A 19,905-nucleotide genomic window follows, 5' to 3' on the forward strand; every position below is an offset into this window, starting at 1 on the left:
AATGTCCAACCCGAATACCCAGGCACTCTCCGATGCGGGCGTTTCCATCTGGCTCGACGACCTTTCGCGGGAGCGGATCAACTCCGGGACCCTGAAGGCCCTGATCGACGAACGGAACGTGGTGGGCGTCACCACCAACCCCTCCATCTTCGCCGCCGCCCTGCAGGACGGCCGCAGCTACGAAGCGCAGGTCCAGCAACTGGCCGCCGACGGCGCGGACGTGGATACGGCGGTCTTCGCCATCACCACGTCCGACGTGGCCGAGGCCTGCGACCTGTTCTCCCCGCTCGCCGCCGATACGGAGGGCGTGGACGGCCGCGTGTCGATCGAGGTGGATCCGCGGCTGGCCCGTGACGCGCACGGCACGGCCGCCGAGGCGCAGCATCTGCACAAGGCCGTGGGCCGCACCAATGCCTTCATCAAGATCCCGGCCACCAGCGAAGGCCTGGAGGCCATCACCGAGACACTCGCGCTCGGCATCAGCGTCAACGTGACGCTGATCTTCTCGCTGCAGCGCTACCGCGAAGTGATCAACGCCTTCATGCTGGGCCTGGAGCAGGCCAAGGAAAACGGCAAGGACCTGTCGACCATCCACTCGGTGGCTTCGTTCTTCGTCTCCCGCGTCGATACCGAGATCGACAAGCGCCTGGACGCCGCCGGGTCCGCGGAGGCCGCCGCGTTGAAGGGCAAGGCCGGCGTCGCCAACGCCCGCCTGGCGTACCAGATCTACGAGGAGCAGTTCGCAACAGAACGGTGGCAGGTGCTGGCCGCCGCCGGCGGCCGGCCGCAGCGGCCGCTGTGGGCCTCCACCGGCGTGAAGAACCCGGACTACCCGGACACCCTGTACGTCACCGAACTGGTGGCCCCGAACGTGGTCAACACCATGCCGGAGCCGACGCTGGAAGCCCTCGCCGACCACGGGAAGGTCGAGGGAGACCGGGTCACCGGCACCTACGCGGAAGCGAACAAGGTGCTCGACGACATCGCGCAGGCCGGCATCTCCTACAACGAGGTGGTGGAACTGCTCGAGGAGGAGGGCCTGGAGAAGTTCGTGGCCAGTTGGCAGCAGTTGCGGGAGACCGTCCAGAACGCCCTCGACTCGGTGCACGGAGCCCGGCAGTCATGAGCTCGCTGGCTTTCGAGGCGTCGGGAGCCGCACTGGCCGCCGTCCGCCGCCATATCGACACGCTGGTGGAGGACCGCGTCGCTTCCCGCATCGCGACCCAGGACAACACCCTGTGGGGCCCGGAGGCGGAAGCCGAGGCGGCCGTCCGCCTCGGCTGGGTCGATGCGGCGGCGCTGTCCCGGCCGCTGGTTCCGGAAATCCTGGAGTTGCGCAAGGAGCTTGCGGCCGAGGGCGTGACGCGCTTTGTGCTGGCCGGCATGGGCGGCTCCTCGCTGGCACCGGAAGTGATCGCCAATACCGCCGGCGTGGAACTCACCGTGCTCGACAGCACGGACCCCCAGCAGGTGGGTGCCGCGCTGGCCGAACGGCTGGCCGACACCGCCATCATCGTGTCCTCCAAGTCCGGTTCCACGCTGGAAACCGATTCCCAGCGCCGCGTCTTCGAGCAGGCGTTCACCGACGCCGGGTTGGACGCCGCCTCGCGCATCATCGTGGTCACCGATCCCGGCTCCCCGCTGGATGAGGCGGCGCGGGAAGCCGGGTACCGTGCGGTGTTCAACGCCGACCCCAACGTCGGCGGACGGTACTCCGCGCTGACCGCGTTCGGGCTGGTCCCTGCCGGACTGGCCGGCGTGGACATCGAGAGGCTGCTCGACGACGCCGAAGAGGCCGCCGAGGTGCTCTCCGAGGATTCCGCCGACAACATGGCCCTGGCCCTGGGCGCGGCGCTGGCCGGCACCGAGCCGCTGCGCAACAAGATAGCCATCGCCGACGACGGTTCCGGGATCGTCGGCTTCGCCGACTGGGCCGAGCAGTTGGTGGCCGAGTCCACCGGCAAGCTGGGAACCGGACTGCTGCCGGTGGTGGTCAACGCCGGCGATCCGGAGACCGTCTCCGGAGCCAAGGATGTGCTCGTGGTCCGGCTGGTCTCCCCCGATCACGAGGTGACGGTCGGAGCCGACGAGGTTGCCGTGGGCGGGAGCCTGGGCAGCCAACTGCTGCTGTGGGAATACGCCACGGCCGTGGCCGGCCGCCTGCTGGGCATCAACCCCTTCGACCAGCCGGACGTCGAGGCGGCGAAGGTCGCGGCACGCGGGCTGCTGGACGAACGCCCGGCCGCGGCGCTGCCCGACTTCACCGACGGCGCCGTCCAGGTGCGCGGCAGCGGCCTGGCCATGGGTGCGTCGCTGGACGACGCGCTGCGCGGCCTGCTGGGCCAACTGGGGCCGGACGGCTACGTGAGCGTGCAGGCCTACCTTGACCGCTTCGGCCAGGCCGAGTTGGAACGCGTCCGGCCCCTGCTGGCCGAGGCGACCGGACGGCCCGTGACATTCGGCTGGGGCCCGCGGTTCCTGCACTCCACCGGGCAGTTCCACAAGGGCGGACCGGGCATTGGCGTCTACCTGCAGCTGACCGGCGAGGCCGCGACGGACATCCCCATCCCGGGACGCGAGTTCAGCTTCGGCGAACTGATCGATGCCCAGGCCGCCGGCGACGCCAACGTGCTGCGGGAGGGCGGCCGCCCCGTCCTGCGCCTGCATCTGGCTGACCGGGCCGCCGGCGTGCGCCAGGTGATGGACGCGGTGTCCCGACTGGCTGGAAAGCAGTAATGGCCCCTTCCGAACGACGGCGGCGTCCGGCCAACCCGCTCCGGGATCCGCGCGACCGCCGGCTCGACCGCATTGCCGGCCCCTGTTCGCTGGTGCTGTTCGGGGTCACCGGAGACCTTGCCCGCAAAAAGCTCATGCCGGCGGTCTACGACCTGGCCAATCGCGGGCTGCTGCCGCCGAGCTTCGCGCTGGTCGGTTTTGCCCGCAGGCCATGGGACGACGACGAGTTCGCGGCCCAGGTGAAGGAATCCGTGCAGCGGCATGCCCGCACCCCGTTCCGCGAGGACATCTGGACCCACCTGGCGGCGGGCATCCGGTTCGTCCAGGGTGCCTTCGACGACGAGGATGCCTTTGAGCAGCTCCGCGGCACCCTGGAAGAGCTCGACGAGCAGCGCGGGACGCAGGGCAACCACGCGTTCTACCTCTCGATTCCGCCCAAGGCCTTCGAGCAGGTGTGCAAGATGCTCTCCTCGCACGGCCTGGCCCAGGCACCCGAGGAAGCTGACGGCACGCCCTGGCGGCGGGTTGTCATCGAGAAGCCCTTCGGGCATGACCTGCAGTCCGCACGCGAACTGAACAACATCGTCGAATCGGTCTTCCCGCCGGACGCGGTGTTCAGGATCGACCACTATCTGGGCAAGGAGACCGTCCAGAACATCCTGGCCCTGCGCTTCGCCAACCAGCTGTTTGAGCCGCTCTGGAACGCGAACTACGTGGACCACGTGCAGATCACCATGGCGGAAGACATCGGGATCGGCGGCCGCGCAGGCTATTACGACGGCGTCGGGGCGGCGCGCGACGTCATCCAGAACCACCTGCTCCAGTTGCTCGCCCTGACCGCCATGGAGGAACCCATTTCCTTCAACGCGGAGGACCTGCGGACGGAGAAGGAAAAGGTGCTGGCCGCCGTCAAGCTCCCCGAGGACCTGTCAGCCCATTCGGCCCGCGGCCAGTACACCGGCGGGTGGCAGGGCGGTGAGAGAGTGGCCGGCTATCTGGAGGAAGAAGGCTTCAACCCGGACTCGGTCACCGAGACCTATGCGGCGCTGCGGCTGGACATCCACACCCGCCGCTGGGCCGGCGTGCCGTTCTACCTGCGTGCCGGCAAGCGCCTGGGCCGCCGGGTCACGGAGATTGCGGTGGTGTTCAAACGCGCGCCGAACCTGCTGTTCCCCAACCACCACGAGGACGACTTCGGCCAAAACGCAGTGGTGATCCGTGTCCAGCCGGACGAAGGAGTCACCATGCGCTTCGGGTCCAAGGTGCCCGGCACGCAAATGGAGGTCCGGGACGTCACCATGGACTTCGGCTACGGGCACGCGTTCACCGAGTCCAGTCCGGAGGCCTACGAACGGCTGATCCTGGACGTACTGCTCGGCGAGCCGCCGCTGTTCCCCCGCCACCAGGAAGTCGAGCTGTCCTGGAAGATCCTGGACCCGTTCGAGGAGTACTGGGCCAACAGCCGCACCCGGCCGGAGCCCTACTCCCCCGGCAGCTGGGGACCGGCGTCGGCCGACGAGCTGCTGGCCCGCGACGGACGCACTTGGAGAAGGCCGTGATTAAAGAGCTCAAGGACACCACCACGTCGAAGGTCTCGAAGGAAATCGTGGCCATGCGGGAGCAAGGCGGCGTTGTGGCTCTGGGGCGGGTGCTGACCCTGGTGGTCGTGACCTCGCTCGGTTACGAAGAAGAGGCCATCTTCGCCGCCAACGCCGCGAGCCGGGAACATCCCTGCCGGATCATCGCCCTGGTGGATGCCGGGTCGGAGGCGGAGACCAAGCTGGATGCCCAGATCCGGGTCGGCGGCGATGCCGGAGCGGCCGAAGTGGTGGTGCTGTACGGCTACGGCCAGCTGGCAGCCGAGAGCGAGTCCCTTGTGGCCGCGCTGCTGCTGCCCGACGCCCCGATCGTGGCCTGGTGGCCGCACGGCATGCCGAAGGATGCTTCGCGCACGTCCATCGGCCGGATTGCGCACCGCCGCATCACGGATTCAGACAAGGAGCCGGACCCGCAGCAGGCGCTGTTCAGCCTGCGCGAGACCCATACCGCCGGCGACACGGACCTGGCCTGGACGCGGCTGACCAGTTGGCGCGTCCAGCTGGCCGCCGTCTTTGACCAGCTGGAACCTGCCCCGGTCACCTCGGTTGCCGTGGAGGGCGCCTCGGACTCCCCCAGCACCGTCCTCTTGGCGGCGTGGCTGACGCTGGCCCTGAACGCGCCGGTGACCATCGTGGAGGACACGGCGGGGACCGGCATCAGGGGCGTGCGCATTTCACGGACGACCGGCGACATCCAGATCCTGCGTCCCGGCCCGTCGGTGGCCGAACTGATCATGCCCGGCCTGCCGGTGCAGCGTATTACGCTGCCGCGCCGCCCCCTGGAGGAATGCCTGGCCGAGGAACTGCGCCGGCTGGACCCGGACGAAGTGTTCGGCGAGGTGCTGATTCACGGATTGCCCCGAACCAATTTGAGGAGCGTGCGCCGCAGTGACCGCTGAACCACACGTCATAGTCCACTCCGACACCGCCGCCGTCGCCGGCTCGGTGGCCCGGAGGCTGGTAGAGCGCCTGGCGGCGGCCCAGGCCGGCCGCGGCGAGGCCACCGTGGTGCTCACGGGCGGCAGCCTGGGCATCAACACCTTGAAGGCGGTAGCCGCCGTCGACGCCCCCGCCGGCTTCGATTGGTCCAAGGTGAACATCTGGTGGGGCGACGAGCGGTTCGTCCCCAAGGACAGCCCGGACCGCAACGAACGGCAGGCACGCGAAGCGCTGCTGGACGCGCTCCCCCTTGACCCGGCCCGGGTACACCCCTTCGGTGTACCCGGCGAACACGCCGACCCGAACGCGGCGGCCGTGGCCTATTCCGCGGCGCTGCGGCAGGCCGCGGCCGAAGAGGGCACCAGCGGCCCGGTGCCGAAATTCGACGTGCTGTTGCTGGGCGTGGGGCCGGATGCGCACATCGCATCGCTGTTCCCCGAGATGGGCGGCATCCGCGAGGAAGAGCGGTCCGTGATCGGCGAGACCGATGCGCCGAAACCACCTCCGGAGCGCGTGTCCCTGACGCTCCCGACGATCAACTCCGCGGACGAGGTCTGGCTGGTGGTGGGCGGCCAGGACAAGGCCGGCGCCGTGGGACTCGCCCTGGCCGGCGCCAACCCGGTGCAGGTTCCCGCCGCCGGTGCCCGCGGGCGCAAGCGCACCGTGTGGCTGCTGGACCGGGACGCCGCGTCCAAGCTGCCCGACTCGCTGCTGTCCGCGGCCGAAAGAGGCGAAGGCTGACAGCGGCTGCTCCGGGCGGCGGCCGGCCCGGCCGGTTCGACCGCTAGCGCGCCTCCCGACGCCGTCGCCGCAACTTCTCGAGCGCCTGTTCCACCACGGCCTCCGCCTCGTCCGGGCTGCGCCGTTCCTTCGCGTACTCCAGGTGGCTCTTGTAGGGCTCGTCGCTGCTGCGGGCTTCGGTGATGTACCCGCCCGGTTCCCTGGCCGCCGTCTGGCCGCAGTGCGGGCAGTCCCACGACGGCGGGATGTCGGCTTCGCTCAGATTGGCGAACACCGGCGTGGTCTCGTGTCCCCTCGGACACCAATACGTGACGGGAACCTTGGTCACCGGAACTACCGTCCGCCCGGTCACGGCCTGCCAGCCTGCGAGCCCGGCACCCGACTCGGAACCCACCCGGACCGCGCGGAAAGAATTCGACGGATCAACCATGTTTGCTCCCCCGCTGAGAAGAATCGATGCCCCCTGCATCGGGCACCAGTCTACGGGTCGAACAGCGAAGGGTTAAGGGGTCGGGCGAAGTCGTCGGCCCGTCGAACCCAGAGAGCGGAGCCCCAGGCGGTGCCGGGCCCCGAAAGCGTCGGTCAGGATTCCGCGCTGAAACGCATCATGAGGCCCAGGGCCACGATGACCGCGCCCCAGACGAGCCCCAGGACGACCGTGAACCGGTTGAGGTTGCGCTCCGCCACGCCGGACGATCCCAGGCTGGTGGTCATGCCGCCGCCGAACATGTCGGACATGCCGCCGCCGCGCCCCTTGTGGAGCAGGATGAGCAGGGTCAGCAGCAGGCTCGTGATGCCGAGCAGGATTTGCAGCGTGATCTTCAGAGCTTCCACAGTGGCCTTTCGTCAGCTGTCGGGATATCCCAGTGGCGGGCAGACATCACTTTGTCAGCAGGTGTTGTTCGAACCTGACAATATTAGCAAATTCGCCTGCGTCCAGGCTGGCGCCACCGACCAACACGCCGTCCACGTCGCGCTCGTTCAGGATCGCGGCCGCGTTTGACGCCTTCACGGAGCCGCCGTAGAGCAAACGCACCCCGGCCGCCACGCTGTCGTCGAAGAGGACGGCCATTTCCGCGCGGATGGCGGCGCACATCTCCTGGGCGTCCTCGGGGCCGGCCACTTCCCCGGTGCCGATCGCCCACACCGGCTCATAGGCGATGACCAGCCGGGCGGCCTGCCCGGCGTCCAGGCCTGCCACATCCGCCCGCAGCTGGCCCAGCGTATGCTCCACGTGGTTCCCGGCCTGGCGCACCGCGAGGCCTTCGCCGACGCACAGCACCGGGGTCAGCTTGTGCCGGTAGGCCGCCTTGAGCTTCCCGTTCAGCAGCGCGTCGTCTTCGCCGTGGATCTCGCGCCGCTCGGAATGCCCGACCAGCACATACCGGCAGCCCAGCTTGGCCAGGAACTGTCCGGAGATGTCACCGGTGTAGGCGCCGGCATCGTGCGGCGAGAGGTCCTGGGCGCCGTAGACGAGCTTCAGGTCGTCGCCGTTGACCAGCGTCTGCACGCCGCGCAGATCGGTGAACGGCGGGAAGACGGCGACCTCGACCCGGGCATAGTCGTGCCGGGCATCGCTGAGCGTCCATTCCAGTTTCTGCAAGAGGGTGATGCCCTGGACATGGTCCATGTTCATCTTCCAGTTGCCGGCGATCAGCGGGGTGCGGTCGAACTTTCCGTTGGTCGAGCTGGTCACTGAGGTCTCCATCTGTCGGGGGCGCCGCGGTGGACGCCGTGCTGAGCGGTGGGGCGGGGCCGTGCGGAGGCGCCCGGTGGCGCCTTGCGGCGGCGCCGTGGGCCTGGGTGATGCCGGCATCTCCTGCCGCCCGGGGGCGGCAGGAGATGCCGCTCGATCAGTTCTCCAGTGCCGCCAGGCCGGGCAGGGTCTTGCCCTCGAGATATTCGAGGCTGGCGCCGCCGCCGGTGGAAATGTGTCCGAAGGCGCCGTCGTCAAAGCCGAGGGCGCGGACGGCGGCGGCGGAATCGCCTCCGCCGACGACGGTGAAGCCGTCGCTCCCGGTGAGGGCCTTGGCCACCGTGCGGGTGCCGTTGGCGAACGCGGCGAACTCGAACACGCCCATCGGCCCGTTCCAGAAGACGGTGTTCGCCGAGTGGATCTGGTGGGCGAAGGCCTCGGCCGACTCCGGGCCGATGTCCAGGCCGATGCCGGCGGAGCCGAACGATGCCGACTCGATGCTGTCTGCCGGAACCACTTCCCAGGCCGCATCGGCGGCGAACTTCTCGGCGACCACGATGTCGGTCGGCAGGATGAACGTGCACCCCAGTTCCTTGGCGCGTGCCAGGTAGCCGCGCACGGTGTCCAGCTGGTCCTGCTCCAGCAGGCTGGAGCCGACCTTGTAGCCTTGGGCCGCCAGGAAGGTGAAGACCATGCCGCCGCCGACCAGCAGGTAGTCGGCCTTGCCCAGCAGGTTCTCGATCACGGCCAGCTTGTCCGAGACCTTGGAACCGCCCAGGACCACCACGTACGGCCGCTGCGGCGCCTCGGTGAGCTTGTTCAGGACCTGGAGCTCCGTCCGCACGAGGTCGCCCTGGTAGGCCGGAAGCCGGCGGGCAATGTCGAAGACCGAAGCATGCTTGCGGTGGACGGCACCGAAGGCGTCGTCCACGTAGGCTCCGTCGTCGCCGGTCAGGGCGGCGAGTTCGGCGGCAAAGGCCTCCCGTTCAGCGTCGTCCTTGCTGGTTTCCCGGGGATCGAACCGCACGTTCTCCACCACCAGCACTTCCCCGTCCTGCAGGCCGGCGGCCGCCTCCCGGGCGGCCGGGCCCACCGTGTCTCCCGCGAACTTGACCGTGACCGGTGCCAGTTCCTTCAGCCGGGCGACGGCGGGGCGCAGCGAGAACTTCTCCTCGGGGGCGCCCTTGGGGCGGCCGAGATGGGCCGTCACGACCACCCGCGCCCCGGCCTGCGCGAGCTTGACGATGACCGGCAGGGACGCCCGGATCCGCCCGTCGTCGGAGACCGCCAGGTCCGGGAGTTCGCCCTCCAACGGGACATTCAGGTCCGAGCGGACCAACACGTGGCGTCCGCGGACCCCGGCGGCCAGCAGGGCATCAAGAGAATGTGCAGTCATTTCTTCCTTCGTGCGGAGGACGGGACGGGCGGGACCTAGGACAGCTTCGAGGCGATCAGAGCGGTCAGGTCCACCAGGCGGTTGGAGTAGCCCCACTCGTTGTCGTACCAGCCGACAACTTTCACCTGATTACCCATTACCTTAGTCAGTCCCGAGTCGAAGATCGAAGACGCCGGGTCTGTGACGATGTCGGAGGACACGATGGGGTCCTCCGTGTACGTGATGATCCCGGCCCAGTGCGGGTCGCCGGCGGCCTCCTTGAACGCCGCGTTGACCTCTTCCACATCGGTTTCGCGGGACACGGTGACGGTCAGGTCGGTCATCGAGCCGGTCGGCACCGGCACACGGACCGCGAAACCGTCCAACTTGCCCTGCAGTTCCGGCAGGACCTGCCCGATGGCCTTCGCCGCGCCGGTCGATGTCGGCACCAGATTGATGGCCGCCGCCCGGGCGCGCCGCAAGTCCCGGTGCGGCCCGTCCTGCAGGTTCTGGTCGGCGGTGTAGGCGTGGATGGTGGTCATGAGTCCGTGCTCGATGCCGAACTTCTCGTGCAGCACCTTCGCCATGGGCGCGAGGCAGTTCGTGGTGCAGGAGGCGTTCGAAACCAAGTGGTGGGAACCGGCGTCGTACTCGCTGTCATTGACGCCCATCACGATGGTGATGTCCTCGTCCTTCGCCGGGGCCGAGATCAGGACTTTCTTCGCCCCGGCGTCGAGGTGCTTCCGGGCGCCGCCGCCCTTGTTGAACCTGCCGGTGGATTCGATCACGATGTCGACGCCGAGGTCGCTCCACGGCAGCGCGGCCGGTTCCTTCTCGGACAGCACGCTGACCTTCCGGCCGCCGACGATCAGGTTGCCGGCATCCACCTCGACCGTTTCCGCCAGCACCCCCATCACGCTGTCGTATTTGAGCAGGTGGGCCAGGGTATGCGCATCGGTCAGGTCGTTGACCGCCACGATCTCCAGATCCGTCTCTTTCGCCAGGACGGCGCGGAAGTAGCTGCGGCCGATCCGGCCGAATCCATTGATTCCAACTCGAGTAGTCATGAGCCTCTACCTCGTGGATGGGCCGTGACCGGAAGGGCTCCCCCGGTCCGTGCCATGTTGTTGGCCAGCTGGCCGGGTGGTCAGCGCGGAAGCGCCGGTACGGGCGGCGACGAAGCGGGCGGCGACGTCGGCCCGGTGGACGGTACCGGCGCGGTGTCCGCGCCGGCCCCGCAGGTGGCATGGTGCATGGAGTCGTTCAGTTCCATGATCCTCGCCGGGACGCGCGGTTCCAAGGCCGCGCAACCGTGGCCGGGGTGCAGTTCGTGCGTGCCCATGCTTCCCTCCGTCTTCCCCGGGCAGGGCCCGGCAGGCTGCCGGGCCCTGCCTAGTCGTCCAGCATCTCCGGCGTCACGTTGGCTTCGGTCCCCGGGATGCGCAGCTCCAGCGCCCGCTTGTCCGCCATGGCCAGCAGGCGGCGGATCCGGCCGGCGATGGCGTCCTTGGTCATCGGCGGGTCCGCCAAGCGACCCAGTTCGTCCAGGGAGGCCTGCTTGTGCGCCACCCGGAGCTCACCGGCGTACCGCAGGTGCTCCGGCACCTCGTCGTCGAGGATCTCGAGGGCACGCTCCACGCGGGCGCCCGCCGCGACGGCGGCCTGGGCCGAGCGCCGCAGGTTGGCGTCGTCGAAATTGGCCAGCCGGTTTGCGGTGGCCCGCACTTCCTTGCGCATCCGGCGTTCTTCCCACACCATCAGCGCATCATGGGCACCCATCCGGGTCAAGAGCGCGGCGATGCTGTCGCCGTCGCGGATGACAACCCGGTCCACGCCGCGGACCTCCCGGGCCTTGGCCGCGATCCCGAGCCGGCGGGCCGCGCCCACCAGCGCCAGCGCGGCTTCGGGGCCGGGGCAGGTGACCTCCAGGGCGGACGAGCGGCCGGGTTCGGTCAGCGAACCGTGCGCCAGGAAGGCGCCGCGCCAGACCGCCTCGGCATCGGCGGCCGAACCGTTGACGACCACGGACGGCAGGCCGCGGACCGGCCGGCCGCGGCCGTCCAGCAGGCCGGTCTGCCGGGCGAGGGACTCCCCGTCCCTGACCACGCGCACCACGTAGCGGTTCCCGCGGCGCAGCGCACCGCCGGAGACCACGATGATGTCGCCGGTGTGGCCGTACACTTCCGAGATGGCGGTGCGCAGCCGCCGGGCGGTCGCAGCCAGATCAACTTCGGCCTCGATGACGATGCGGCCGGAAATGATGTGGAGTCCGCCGGCGAAACGGAGCGTCGACGAGACCTCAGCCTTCCGGACCTGGGACTTCTTGATGTCAAGGCGAGCGAGCTCATCCTTGACTGCTGCGGTCAGCGCCATGCACCTTGTCCTTACTTAATCCTTGTGGCCTTCGAAAATGTCGTGGTAGGCACTCGCCAGTCTCAACGGATCGTGTACGGGGCGTCCGCCTGAACTTCCTACTCTACCGAAGACCACGCGTGCACCCAGCGCGGCCGCGGCATCCTCGAAACGCCCCTTGTCGTCAATCACGGCCGGATCGGCCAAGACCACGTCGAAACGCATCCCGGGGGCGCAGCGCCTCACCGCGGCCAGGTGGTCGGAGGCCGTCATCCCGGACGTTTCCTTGGTGTCCACGGACAGGTTCATGGTCAGGCAGCGGCGCGCCGGGGTGTCGCAGAGCGCCTCGCGCATCTCCCTCAGCATCAGGTGCGGCAACACCGAGGTGTACCAGGAGCCGGGCCCAAGGATCACCCAGTCGGCATATTCGACGGCGTTCAGCGCCTCGACGCAGGCCGGGGCGTCGTCGGGCAGCAGGCGCACGTCGTGGACGTGGCTGTTCCGACCGGCCGCCGCCAGCCGGGACTGGCCGGAGATCAGCGCGGTGCGCAGCCGCCCGTCCTCGCCCTCCACCAGCACGTCGCCCTCGATGGTCAGCGGCACGGTGGCCATCGGCAGCACCTCACCGCGGGCCCCCAGCAGGGCGCCGGCCCACTTCAGGCCGGCAACGGGGTCGCCGAGCAACTCCCACAGGGTCACAATCAGCAGGTTGCCGAGGGCGTGGTTGTCCAGCGACGGCTCGGAGCCCGGGGACGACTTGAAGCGATGCTGCATCACGTCGCGCCAGGTCCGCCCCCAGTCGGTGTCATCGCACAGCGCTGCGAGGGCCATCCGCAGGTCCCCCGGCGGGAGCACGCCGAACTCCTTGCGCAGGCGGCCGGAGGATCCGCCGTCGTCGGCCACCGTGACGATGGCGGTGAGTTCCGTGGTGAGCAGCCGCAGCGCGCCCAGCGAGGCAGAGAGCCCGTGCCCGCCGCCCAAAGCCACCACGGAGGGAGGCGCGCCGCTCTTCCCGGTCCGGCTGCGGGAGGTGCCCGGGGCGGGTACCAGCGGCATCGGTCCGGTCAGGATCGCCACTATTCGCGCCCCAGGTCCCGGTGCTGGACGGTGACTTTGACGCTCGGCAGCTGGGCCAGCCGCTTCCCGATTTCCTCGGCGACCGCCACGGAGCGGTGCTTGCCGCCGGTACACCCGATGGCGATGGTGCCGTAGTGCTTGTTCTCGCGGCGGTAGCCCTCCAGCACCGGCTCCAGCGCGTCCACATAGCGGTTGACGAACTCGTCGGCACCGGAGTCCACCAGCACGTAGTCGCGGACCTTCTCGTCCAGCCCGGTGTGCGGGCGCAGCGCGGGGACCCAGTGCGGGTTGGGAATGAAGCGGGCGTCGGCGACGAAGTTGGCGTCCACCGGCAGCCCGTACTTGAAGCCGAAGCTGACCACGTTGATGCGCAGCACGATCGGACCGGATTCGGTGAAGAGTTCCGTGATGGCGGTGGCCAGGGCGTGGACGTTCATCTCGGTGGTATCCACCACCAGGTCGGCCGAGTCCTTGAGGCTGCTCAACAGTTCCCGTTCGGCGGTGATGCCGTCGGATATGCGGCCGTCACCCTGCAGCGGGTGCGGCCGGCGGCCCTGTTCGAAGCGGCGGACCAGGACGTCGCCGGAGGCGTCGAGGAACAGCACTCGGTAGTGGATGCCGCTGGCCGCCAGGGCATGCAGCGCCTCACGGATGTCGCGGAAGAGGCTCTGGCTGCGCACGTCCACGACCACGGCAAGCTTGGGCAGCGACTGCGGCATCCGCGAAACCAGTTCGGCCAGCGTGCCCAGCATCTGCGGCGGCAGGTTGTCCACCACGTACCAGCCGTGGTCTTCGAGGGCATGCGCCGCCGTGGTCCGGCCGGCCCCGGACATGCCGGTGACCACCAGGAGCTCGGATTCCACCGGCTTTTCCGGCGTCAAGTCCTCGTCCACCGTCATCGTCATTCCATCCATCCCGACCCCCACTCCTCGATTCCAGCTCTAGCCTAACTAAGATTCGATGATTTCGCCGGTCGCCATATTTACGGCCGGCGCGGGCTCCTCCGCGGCACCGGCAGCCAGCTGGCGCTTCAAGGAAGCCGCCAGTGCCGGGCCGATGCCCGGCACCTGCTGCAGCTCTTCGGCGCTGGCCGCCTTGAGTTTCTTCGCCGAGCCGAAATGTTTCAGCAGTGCCTTGCGTTTCGCCGGCCCGAGGCCCTGGATGCCGTCCAGCACCGAGACCGTCATCGCCTTGCCGCGCTTCTGCCGGTGGTAGGCAATCGCGAAGCGGTGGGCCTCGTCGCGGATCCGCTGCAGCAGGAACAGGCCCTCGGACGAGCGCGGCAGGATCACGGGGAAATCGTCGTCGGGCAGCCAGACTTCCTCCAGCCGCTTGGCCAGGCCGACCACGAACACGTCGGTAATGCCCAGGTCCGACAGCGCGCGGGAAGCGGCGGCCACCTGGGGCGGCCCGCCGTCCACCACCACCAGGTTGGGCGGGTAGGCGAACTTGGTTTTGGGTGCCGGCGTCAGGGTCTCTTCCAGCACGACGGCGGTGTCCGCGCCGTCCCCGGCGGTGGTTTCGCCTGCATCGGCTGCCGCCGGGATGCCCTGGTGGCCCTGTTCCGCCAGGTAGTTCCGGAAGCGCCGGCTGATCACGTCATACATCGCCGAGGTATCGTCCCGGGCGGCCTCGCCGGTGATCGCGAAGCGGCGGTAGTCGGACTTCTTGGGCAGCCCGTCTTCCACCACCACCATGGAGGCCACCACGTTGGTGCCCTGCACGTGGGAGATGTCGTAGCACTCGATCCGCAGCAGCGCCACGGGCAGATCCAGGGCCTCCTGCAGCTGCTGGAGGCCGGCCGAGCGGGTGGTGATGTCGCCGGCGCGCCGGCTCTTGTGCAGGGCCAGGGCCTGCTCGGCGTTCTCCCTCACGGTGGCCAGCAAGGCGGCCTTGTCACCGCGTTTGGGCACGTGGATCTGCACCCTGCTGCCGCGGAGTCCGCTGAGCCAGGCCTGCAGTTCGGCGGCGTTCTCAGGTTCCTGCGGCAGCATGACCTGGCGCGGGATCCGGTCCGGCCCGTCGGCGTCCCCGTAAACCTGCTGCAACAGGTGTTCGGCAAGGTCGGCGTCGCTCTGGTCCTCGACCTTTTCCACCACCCAGCCGCGCTGGCCGCGGATCCTGCCGCCGCGGACGTGGAACACCTGGACGGCCGCCTCCAGTTCGTCCTGGGCCAGGGCGAACACGTCGGCGTCGGTGTCTTCGCTGAGCACCACGGCGTTGCGTTCGAAGACGCGGCGCAGCGCGGCGATGTCGTCCCGGTGACGCGCCGCCGTCTCGTAGTCGAGTTCGGCCACCGCCGCGGCCATCTTCTTTTCGAGGGCGCGGATAAACCGGTCGGCTTCCCCGCCCATGAACGCGCAAAACTCGGCGGCCAGGGCCTTGTGGTCCTCGGGCGAGATCCGCCCCACACAGGGCGCCGAGCACTTGTCGATGTAGCCCAGCAGGCACGGCCGGCCGGTGCGCTGGGCGCGGTTGAAGACGCCGGTGCTGCAGGTGCGGACCGGGAAAACCCGCAGCAGGGTGTCCACGGTCTCGCGGATCGCTTTCGCCGGATAGTACGGACCGAAGTACTTGACGCCCTTGCGCCGCTCGCCGCGCATCACCTGCACGCGCGGGAACTTCTCCGCCATGGTCACGGCCAGGTAGGGATAGGACTTGTCGTCCCGGAACATGATGTTGAAGCGCGGTGTGAACTCTTTGATCCACGTGTACTCGAGCTGGATGGCCTCCAGTTCGCTGCCCACGATGGTCCACTCCACCGAAGCCGCCGTATGCACCATCGCATGCGTCTTGGGCGGCAGGTTCTTGGGGCTGGCGAAGTAGCTGTTGAGCCGGGACCGCAGGTTCTTCGCCTTGCCGACGTAGATCACGCGCCGGTGCTCGTCCCGGAAACGGTAGACGCCGGGATTGGTCGGGATCTCCCCCGTCCGCGGACGGTAGGAAGCAGGATTAGCCATGGCCGGTCACTCCCTTCCTCGCCTGGGCCCTGGGTGCCGTCCGGCCGGTTAAGCCGACGGCGTCTTGTTGTAGCTGTTCGAGCGATCCTGGCCGGTCAGGTCGGCGATCGCGTCCATGATCTGGTCGGTGGCCGACCGGCGCGCCGGCAGCGAGTGCTCCGGCCCCGTCCGCTTGAAGTACAGCGGCTTGCCGATCCGGACCGTGAAGTGGCTCGGCCGGATCATCATCCTCCCGGCGGGCTGCAGCTGTTCGGTGCCGATCAGCCCTACCGGCAGCACCGGCGCCCCGGTCGTGAGGGCCAGCCACCCCACGCCGGTGCGGCCCCGGTAGAGCTTGCCGTCACGGGACCGTGTTCCTTCAGGATAGATCCCGAAAGCCTCGTTGCGTTCCAGTACGTCCAGGGCGCTCCGCAGCGCGGCCACGCTGGCGGCCTGTTCGCCCCGCTCCACCGGTATCGAGCCGACGCTGTGGAAAAACCACCGCATCGCAGCGCCCTTGGGACCGCGGGTGGTGAAGTATTCGGCTTTGGCGAAGAAGGCCACCTTGCGCGGCATCATCGCCTGGATGATGACGCTGTCGAGGAAGGACAGGTGGTTCGGTGCCACAATCACCGGGCCGGTCGCGGGAAAGTTCGCGATGCCTTCAATCGTCGGCCGGCAGCTGAGCCGCAGCCCGGCCCGGAACGAGGCGCGCGTCGCTTCGAACGTCCTCATGCGGCCGGTCCCCGGCGGCCGGCCAGGGCGCCCTCGGGCTCGGCGGCGGTCAGCCGCCCAATAGCGGCCTCAAGTTCTTCGGCGGTATCCACGACGACGGCCGCGCCGGCGGCTTCCAGTTCCCCGGGGGCGGCGAAGCCCCAGCCGACCCCGACGGCGGGGATGCCGAGCCGGAGAGCTGCGGCGGCGTCGTAGAGCCGGTCGCCCACCATGACCACCGGGCCGCAGGAGTCGCTGAAAGCATCCAGCGCGGCCTGCAGGATCGACACCTTGCCCAGCCCGGGTTCCGCCGCCGGGGCGGGATCGTCGCCCTCGGCTCCGTAAATCCCCGCGAAGTACTGCTCCAGGCCCTGCAGCCGCAGCAGCTCCCGCGCCAGCGCTGTCGGCTTCTGCGTGGCGACGGCGAGGACCGCGCCGGTGGAGAGGAGCCGCTCCAGCAGGCCGGTGATGCCCGGGTACACGCGGCTTGCCGCCATCCCGGACCGGCGGTAGCCCGCCCTGTACAACGCGATCACCTCGCCGAGCCGGTGCTCCGGCACTCCGGCCCCGCGCAGGGATTCACCCAGCGGCGGCCCGACCAGGGATCCGAGTTCTTCCTGCGGCGGGACCGGCAGGCCGGCCGCCGCGAGGGCGCCGGCTATTCCGGTGGTGATGGCACCTGCGGGGTCAACCAGGGTTCCGTCGAGGTCGAAAAGTACCAGCGCAGGCAATTGAGTCACCCGGGCATTTTCCCACAGATCCGCGGATCCGCCGGAATCCATTCCTGCTGGGGAATACCTTATTCCGTCCGGCAGGCTCACTGGTGGCCGAGCGCCTCCGCCAGGAAGCGGCCGGTGTGGCTTCCCTCGACTGCCGCCACCTGCTCGGGAGTGCCGCTGGCGATGATCTGGCCGCCGCCGGAACCGCCCTCGGGCCCCATGTCCACAACCCAGTCGGCGTTCTTGATCACGTCGAGGTTGTGTTCGATGGTGATTACCGTGTTGCCCTTGTCCACCAGCCCCTGCAGCACCTGCAGCAGCTTGCGGATGTCCTCAAAGTGCAGGCCGGTGGTCGGCTCGTCCAGCACGTAGATGCTCCGCCCGTTCGAACGGCGCTGCAGTTCGCTGGCGAGCTTGACGCGCTGGGCTTCCCCGCCCGACAACGTGGTGGCGGGCTGTCCGAGCCGGACGTACCCCAGCCCGACGTCCACCAGGGTCCGCAAGTGGCGCGCGATCGGGGTGAACGCGGCAAAGAATTCCGCTGCTTCCTCGATCGGCATGTCCAGGACTTCGGCAATTGTTTTGCCCTTGTAGTGGACTTCCAGCGTCTCGCGGTTGTACCGTGCGCCGTGGCAGACCTCGCACGGGACGTAGACGTCCGGCAGGAAGTTCATCTCAATCTTCAGCGTGCCGTCGCCGGAGCAGGCCTCGCAGCGCCCGCCCTTGACGTTGAACGAGAACCGGCCGGGCAGGTAGCCCCGGAGCTTCGCCTCGTTGGTCTCGGCGAACAGCTTCCGGATGTTGTCGAAGACTCCCGTGTAGGTGGCCGGGTTGGACCGGGGCGTGCGGCCGATCGGGCTCTGGTCCACGTGGATGACCTTGTCCAGCTGGTCCACGCCTTCCACCCTGGTGTGCCGGCCGGCAACATGCTTGGCTCCGTTGAGCTTGTTCGCCAGCACCTTGTAGAGGATGTCGTTGACCAGGGTCGACTTCCCGGAGCCGCTGACGCCGGTGACCGCGGTGAAGATTCCCAGCGGGAACGAGGCATCGATGCCGCGGAGATTGTTTTCCCGGGCGCCCACCACCTTGATCTGGCGCTTCTTGTCCATCTTCCGGCGCTTGGCCGGCAGTTCGATCCGGCGCCGGCCGGACAGGTAATCACCGGTGATGGAACGCGTGTTGTCCAACAGCTCCTGCAGCGAGCCGGAGTGAACCACTTCGCCGCCGTGCTCCCCGGCGCCCGGTCCGATGTCCACTATCCAGTCGGCCTCGGCGATGGTGTCCTCGTCGTGCTCCACCACAATCAGGGTGTTGCCGAGGTCGCGCAGCCGTGTGAGGGTCTCGATCAACCGGCGGTTGTCCCGCTGGTGCAGGCCGATGGAGGGCTCGTCCAGCACGTAGAGCACGCCGACCAGGCCGGAGCCGATCTGCGTTGCCAGCCGGATGCGCTGGGCCTCCCCGCCGGACAACGTGCCGGCGGCACGCTCCAGGTTCAGGTATTCCAAGCCCACGTCCAAGAGGAACCGCAGCCGCGCCTGGATCTCGATGAGTACCTGGTGGGCGATCTGGGTTTCGCGGGCCGAGAGCTCCAGGCCGGCGAGGAACGAACTCGCCTCGCGCAGCGGCAGGGCAGACACATCCGCGATGGACTTCCCGTTGATCAGCACGGACAGGGACGCGGGGTTCAGCCGCGCGCCGTTGCATTCCGGGCACGGGACCTCGCGCATGTACTCCTTGTAACGGTCCCTCGCCCACTCGGACTCGGTTTCCTCATGCTTTCGGTGGATGTACTGGAACGCGCCTTCGAACCCGGTGCTGTATTTCCGTTCCCGGCCGAAGCGGTTGCGGTACTGCACCACGACCTTGAAGTCCTTGCCGTGCAGTACGGCCTCCCGGACCTTCTTCGGCAGGTTCTTCCACGGCTCGTCCATGGAGAACCCCAGCTCATGCGAGAGCCCTTCGAGCAACCGCGTCCAGTACTCCTGGGTAGCTTTGCCCAAGGACCACGGAGCAATGGCGCCCTCGGACAGGCTCCGGTCGGGATCCGGGACCACCAAGTCCACGTCGACTTCAAGCTTGCTGCCGATACCGGTACAGGCCGGACAGGCGCCGAACGGGTTGTTGAACGAGAACGAGCGCGGCTCGATCTCGTCGATGGCGAGAGGGTGTTCGTTCGGGCAGGCCAGGTGCTCGGAGAAGGCACGCGTGCGGCCCGGCTCGTCCTCGGCAAGGTCGACGAAATCGGCCAGCACCCGGCCCTCCGCGAGGGCCAGGGCGGTTTCCACCGAGTCGGTCAGGCGCTGGTGGATGCCTTCTTTGGCCACCAACCGGTCCACCACTACCTCAATGGTGTGCTTGTACTGCTTCCCCAGCTTCGGCGGTTCGCTTAGCTGCACCAGCTTGCCGTCCACCTTGGCGCGGGAAAAGCCCTTGGTGCTCAGTTCCTTGAACAGGTCGACGAACTCGCCCTTGCGCCCGCGCACTACCGGGGCCAGGATCTGGAACCGGGTCCCTTCGGGAAGCTCTTGCAACTGGTCCACGATCTGCTGCGGGGTCTGCTTCTCCACCGGTTCACCGCACTGCGGGCAAAAGGGGCGGCCGACGCGGGCCCACAGCAGGCGCAGGTAATCGTAGATCTCGGTGATTGTTCCCACGGTGGAGCGCGGGTTGCGGCTGGTCGACTTCTGATCGATCGACACCGCCGGCGACAGGCCCTCGATGAAGTCCACATCAGGCTTGTCCACCTGCCCCAAGAACATCCGCGCATAGGAAGAGAGCGATTCCACGTACCGGCGCTGGCCCTCGGCGAAGATCGTATCGAAGGCCAACGACGACTTGCCCGAGCCGGACAGTCCCGTGAAGACGATCATGGCGTCGCGGGGCAGGTCCACGCTGACGTTCTGCAGATTATGCTCGCGGGCGCCCTTGACGACCAGTCTGGACATGTCCGCGGAGCGGGAAACGGGGGTGGCAGACTCGGAATCGGTCGCCGGGACGGACGTTTCGCTTGCTTTTAGCA

Annotated in this window: 18 protein-coding genes; 5 read left to right on the forward strand and 13 right to left on the reverse strand. The window is 68.6% G+C overall.

Annotation, left to right across the window (positions count from 1 at the left end; all coding sequences use genetic code 11):
* Position 1 precedes the first annotated feature (1 nt).
* The 5 genes from tal to pgl are packed head-to-tail and all read left to right on the forward strand — an operon-like array spanning position 2 to position 6,014.
* On the forward strand, positions 2-1,126 hold the full coding sequence (tal, locus tag AC5RUP_RS09815; RefSeq protein WP_494023136.1) for a transaldolase: 1,125 nt from the start codon (positions 2-4) through the stop codon (positions 1,124-1,126).
* Positions 1,123-2,736, forward strand: a complete 1,614-nt coding sequence (locus AC5RUP_RS09820) for a phosphoglucose isomerase-related protein (RefSeq protein ID WP_494158502.1) — start codon at positions 1,123-1,125, stop codon at positions 2,734-2,736. Before tal ends, AC5RUP_RS09820 begins: the two co-directional genes overlap by 4 nt.
* The gene (gene zwf / locus AC5RUP_RS09825; protein WP_494092847.1) at positions 2,736-4,295 is read left to right on the forward strand and encodes a glucose-6-phosphate dehydrogenase; all 1,560 of its coding nucleotides are present in this window, start codon (positions 2,736-2,738) and stop codon (positions 4,293-4,295) included. The genes AC5RUP_RS09820 and zwf overlap by 1 nt, the downstream gene beginning before the upstream one ends.
* A gap of 53 nt (positions 4,296-4,348) precedes the next feature.
* Entirely contained in the window at positions 4,349-5,233 is an 885-nt protein-coding gene (locus tag AC5RUP_RS09830) for a glucose-6-phosphate dehydrogenase assembly protein OpcA (RefSeq protein WP_494014129.1), read from the forward strand.
* Entirely contained in the window at positions 5,223-6,014 is a 792-nt protein-coding gene (gene pgl, locus AC5RUP_RS09835; RefSeq protein ID WP_494158503.1) for a 6-phosphogluconolactonase, read from the forward strand. The genes AC5RUP_RS09830 and pgl overlap by 11 nt, the downstream gene beginning before the upstream one ends.
* Positions 6,015-6,057: 43 nt before the next feature.
* Here pgl and AC5RUP_RS09840 read toward each other — a convergent pair whose 3' ends face one another.
* The 13 genes from AC5RUP_RS09840 to uvrA form a co-directional block, all read right to left on the reverse strand.
* On the reverse strand, positions 6,058-6,444 hold the full coding sequence (locus AC5RUP_RS09840; protein ID WP_494131449.1) for an RNA polymerase-binding protein RbpA: 387 nt from the start codon (positions 6,442-6,444) through the stop codon (positions 6,058-6,060).
* A 152-nt stretch (positions 6,445-6,596) separates the two neighbouring features.
* Entirely contained in the window at positions 6,597-6,848 is a 252-nt protein-coding gene (secG, locus tag AC5RUP_RS09845) for a preprotein translocase subunit SecG (protein WP_493938941.1), read from the reverse strand.
* A gap of 46 nt (positions 6,849-6,894) precedes the next feature.
* Entirely contained in the window at positions 6,895-7,710 is an 816-nt protein-coding gene (gene tpiA / locus AC5RUP_RS09850; protein WP_494155126.1) for a triose-phosphate isomerase, read from the reverse strand.
* A gap of 157 nt (positions 7,711-7,867) precedes the next feature.
* A complete protein-coding gene (locus tag AC5RUP_RS09855; RefSeq protein ID WP_494154876.1) occupies positions 7,868-9,106 on the reverse strand; it encodes a phosphoglycerate kinase in 1,239 nt (412 codons plus the stop codon).
* A gap of 35 nt (positions 9,107-9,141) precedes the next feature.
* A complete protein-coding gene (gap, locus tag AC5RUP_RS09860; RefSeq protein ID WP_494154875.1) occupies positions 9,142-10,152 on the reverse strand; it encodes a type I glyceraldehyde-3-phosphate dehydrogenase in 1,011 nt (336 codons plus the stop codon).
* Positions 10,153-10,232: 80 nt separating this feature from the next.
* A complete protein-coding gene (locus AC5RUP_RS09865; protein ID WP_494154874.1) occupies positions 10,233-10,427 on the reverse strand; it encodes a hypothetical protein in 195 nt (64 codons plus the stop codon).
* Between the two features lie 50 nt (positions 10,428-10,477).
* Positions 10,478-11,458, reverse strand: coding sequence for a DNA-binding protein WhiA (gene whiA, locus AC5RUP_RS09870; protein ID WP_494149229.1), 981 nt, complete (start codon positions 11,456-11,458; stop codon positions 10,478-10,480).
* Between the two features lie 15 nt (positions 11,459-11,473).
* Positions 11,474-12,514, reverse strand: a complete 1,041-nt coding sequence (locus tag AC5RUP_RS09875; protein WP_494149230.1) for a gluconeogenesis factor YvcK family protein — start codon at positions 12,512-12,514, stop codon at positions 11,474-11,476.
* A complete protein-coding gene (gene rapZ / locus AC5RUP_RS09880) occupies positions 12,514-13,428 on the reverse strand; it encodes an RNase adapter RapZ (protein ID WP_493978538.1) in 915 nt (304 codons plus the stop codon). The genes AC5RUP_RS09875 and rapZ overlap by 1 nt, the downstream gene beginning before the upstream one ends.
* Before the next feature lie 36 nt (positions 13,429-13,464).
* On the reverse strand, positions 13,465-15,474 hold the full coding sequence (gene uvrC / locus AC5RUP_RS09885) for an excinuclease ABC subunit UvrC (protein WP_494154609.1): 2,010 nt from the start codon (positions 15,472-15,474) through the stop codon (positions 13,465-13,467).
* A gap of 48 nt (positions 15,475-15,522) precedes the next feature.
* Positions 15,523-16,188 (reverse strand): lysophospholipid acyltransferase family protein, encoded by a 666-nt coding sequence (locus tag AC5RUP_RS09890; protein WP_494154608.1) that lies wholly within the window; start codon positions 16,186-16,188, stop codon positions 15,523-15,525.
* Positions 16,185-16,907 carry an HAD hydrolase-like protein gene (locus AC5RUP_RS09895; protein ID WP_494158504.1) on the reverse strand — a complete coding sequence of 241 codons (723 nt, stop codon included), beginning with the start codon at positions 16,905-16,907 and terminating at the stop codon, positions 16,185-16,187. Before AC5RUP_RS09895 ends, AC5RUP_RS09890 begins: the two co-directional genes overlap by 4 nt.
* Positions 16,908-16,984: 77 nt before the next feature.
* Positions 16,985-19,831: an excinuclease ABC subunit UvrA gene (gene uvrA, locus AC5RUP_RS09900; RefSeq protein WP_494067926.1), complete on the reverse strand. Its 2,847-nt coding sequence runs from the start codon at positions 19,829-19,831 to the stop codon at positions 16,985-16,987.
* Positions 19,832-19,905: the final 74 nt, after the last annotated feature.

The organism is Arthrobacter sp. Y3223151 (assembly GCF_059091125.1).

Excerpts from the sequence above, each read along its gene's own strand:
- tal (WP_494023136.1), top strand. The coding sequence starts at position 2 with ATGTCCAACCCGAATACCCAGGCACTCTCCGATGCGGGCGTTTCCATC.
- AC5RUP_RS09820 (WP_494158502.1), top strand. The coding sequence starts at position 1,123 with ATGAGCTCGCTGGCTTTCGAGGCGTCGGGAGCCGCACTGGCCGCCGTC.
- zwf (WP_494092847.1), top strand. The coding sequence starts at position 2,736 with ATGGCCCCTTCCGAACGACGGCGGCGTCCGGCCAACCCGCTCCGGGAT.
- AC5RUP_RS09830 (WP_494014129.1), top strand. The coding sequence starts at position 4,349 with ATGCGGGAGCAAGGCGGCGTTGTGGCTCTGGGGCGGGTGCTGACCCTG.
- AC5RUP_RS09840 (WP_494131449.1), bottom strand. The coding sequence starts at position 6,444 with ATGGTTGATCCGTCGAATTCTTTCCGCGCGGTCCGGGTGGGTTCCGAG.
- AC5RUP_RS09855 (WP_494154876.1), bottom strand. The coding sequence starts at position 9,106 with ATGACTGCACATTCTCTTGATGCCCTGCTGGCCGCCGGGGTCCGCGGA.
- gap (WP_494154875.1), bottom strand. The coding sequence starts at position 10,152 with ATGACTACTCGAGTTGGAATCAATGGATTCGGCCGGATCGGCCGCAGC.
- AC5RUP_RS09865 (WP_494154874.1), bottom strand. The coding sequence starts at position 10,427 with ATGGGCACGCACGAACTGCACCCCGGCCACGGTTGCGCGGCCTTGGAA.
- whiA (WP_494149229.1), bottom strand. The coding sequence starts at position 11,458 with ATGGCGCTGACCGCAGCAGTCAAGGATGAGCTCGCTCGCCTTGACATC.
- rapZ (WP_493978538.1), bottom strand. The coding sequence starts at position 13,428 with ATGGATGGAATGACGATGACGGTGGACGAGGACTTGACGCCGGAAAAG.
- uvrC (WP_494154609.1), bottom strand. The coding sequence starts at position 15,474 with ATGGCTAATCCTGCTTCCTACCGTCCGCGGACGGGGGAGATCCCGACC.
- AC5RUP_RS09890 (WP_494154608.1), bottom strand. The coding sequence starts at position 16,188 with ATGAGGACGTTCGAAGCGACGCGCGCCTCGTTCCGGGCCGGGCTGCGG.
- uvrA (WP_494067926.1), bottom strand. The coding sequence starts at position 19,831 with ATGTCCAGACTGGTCGTCAAGGGCGCCCGCGAGCATAATCTGCAGAAC.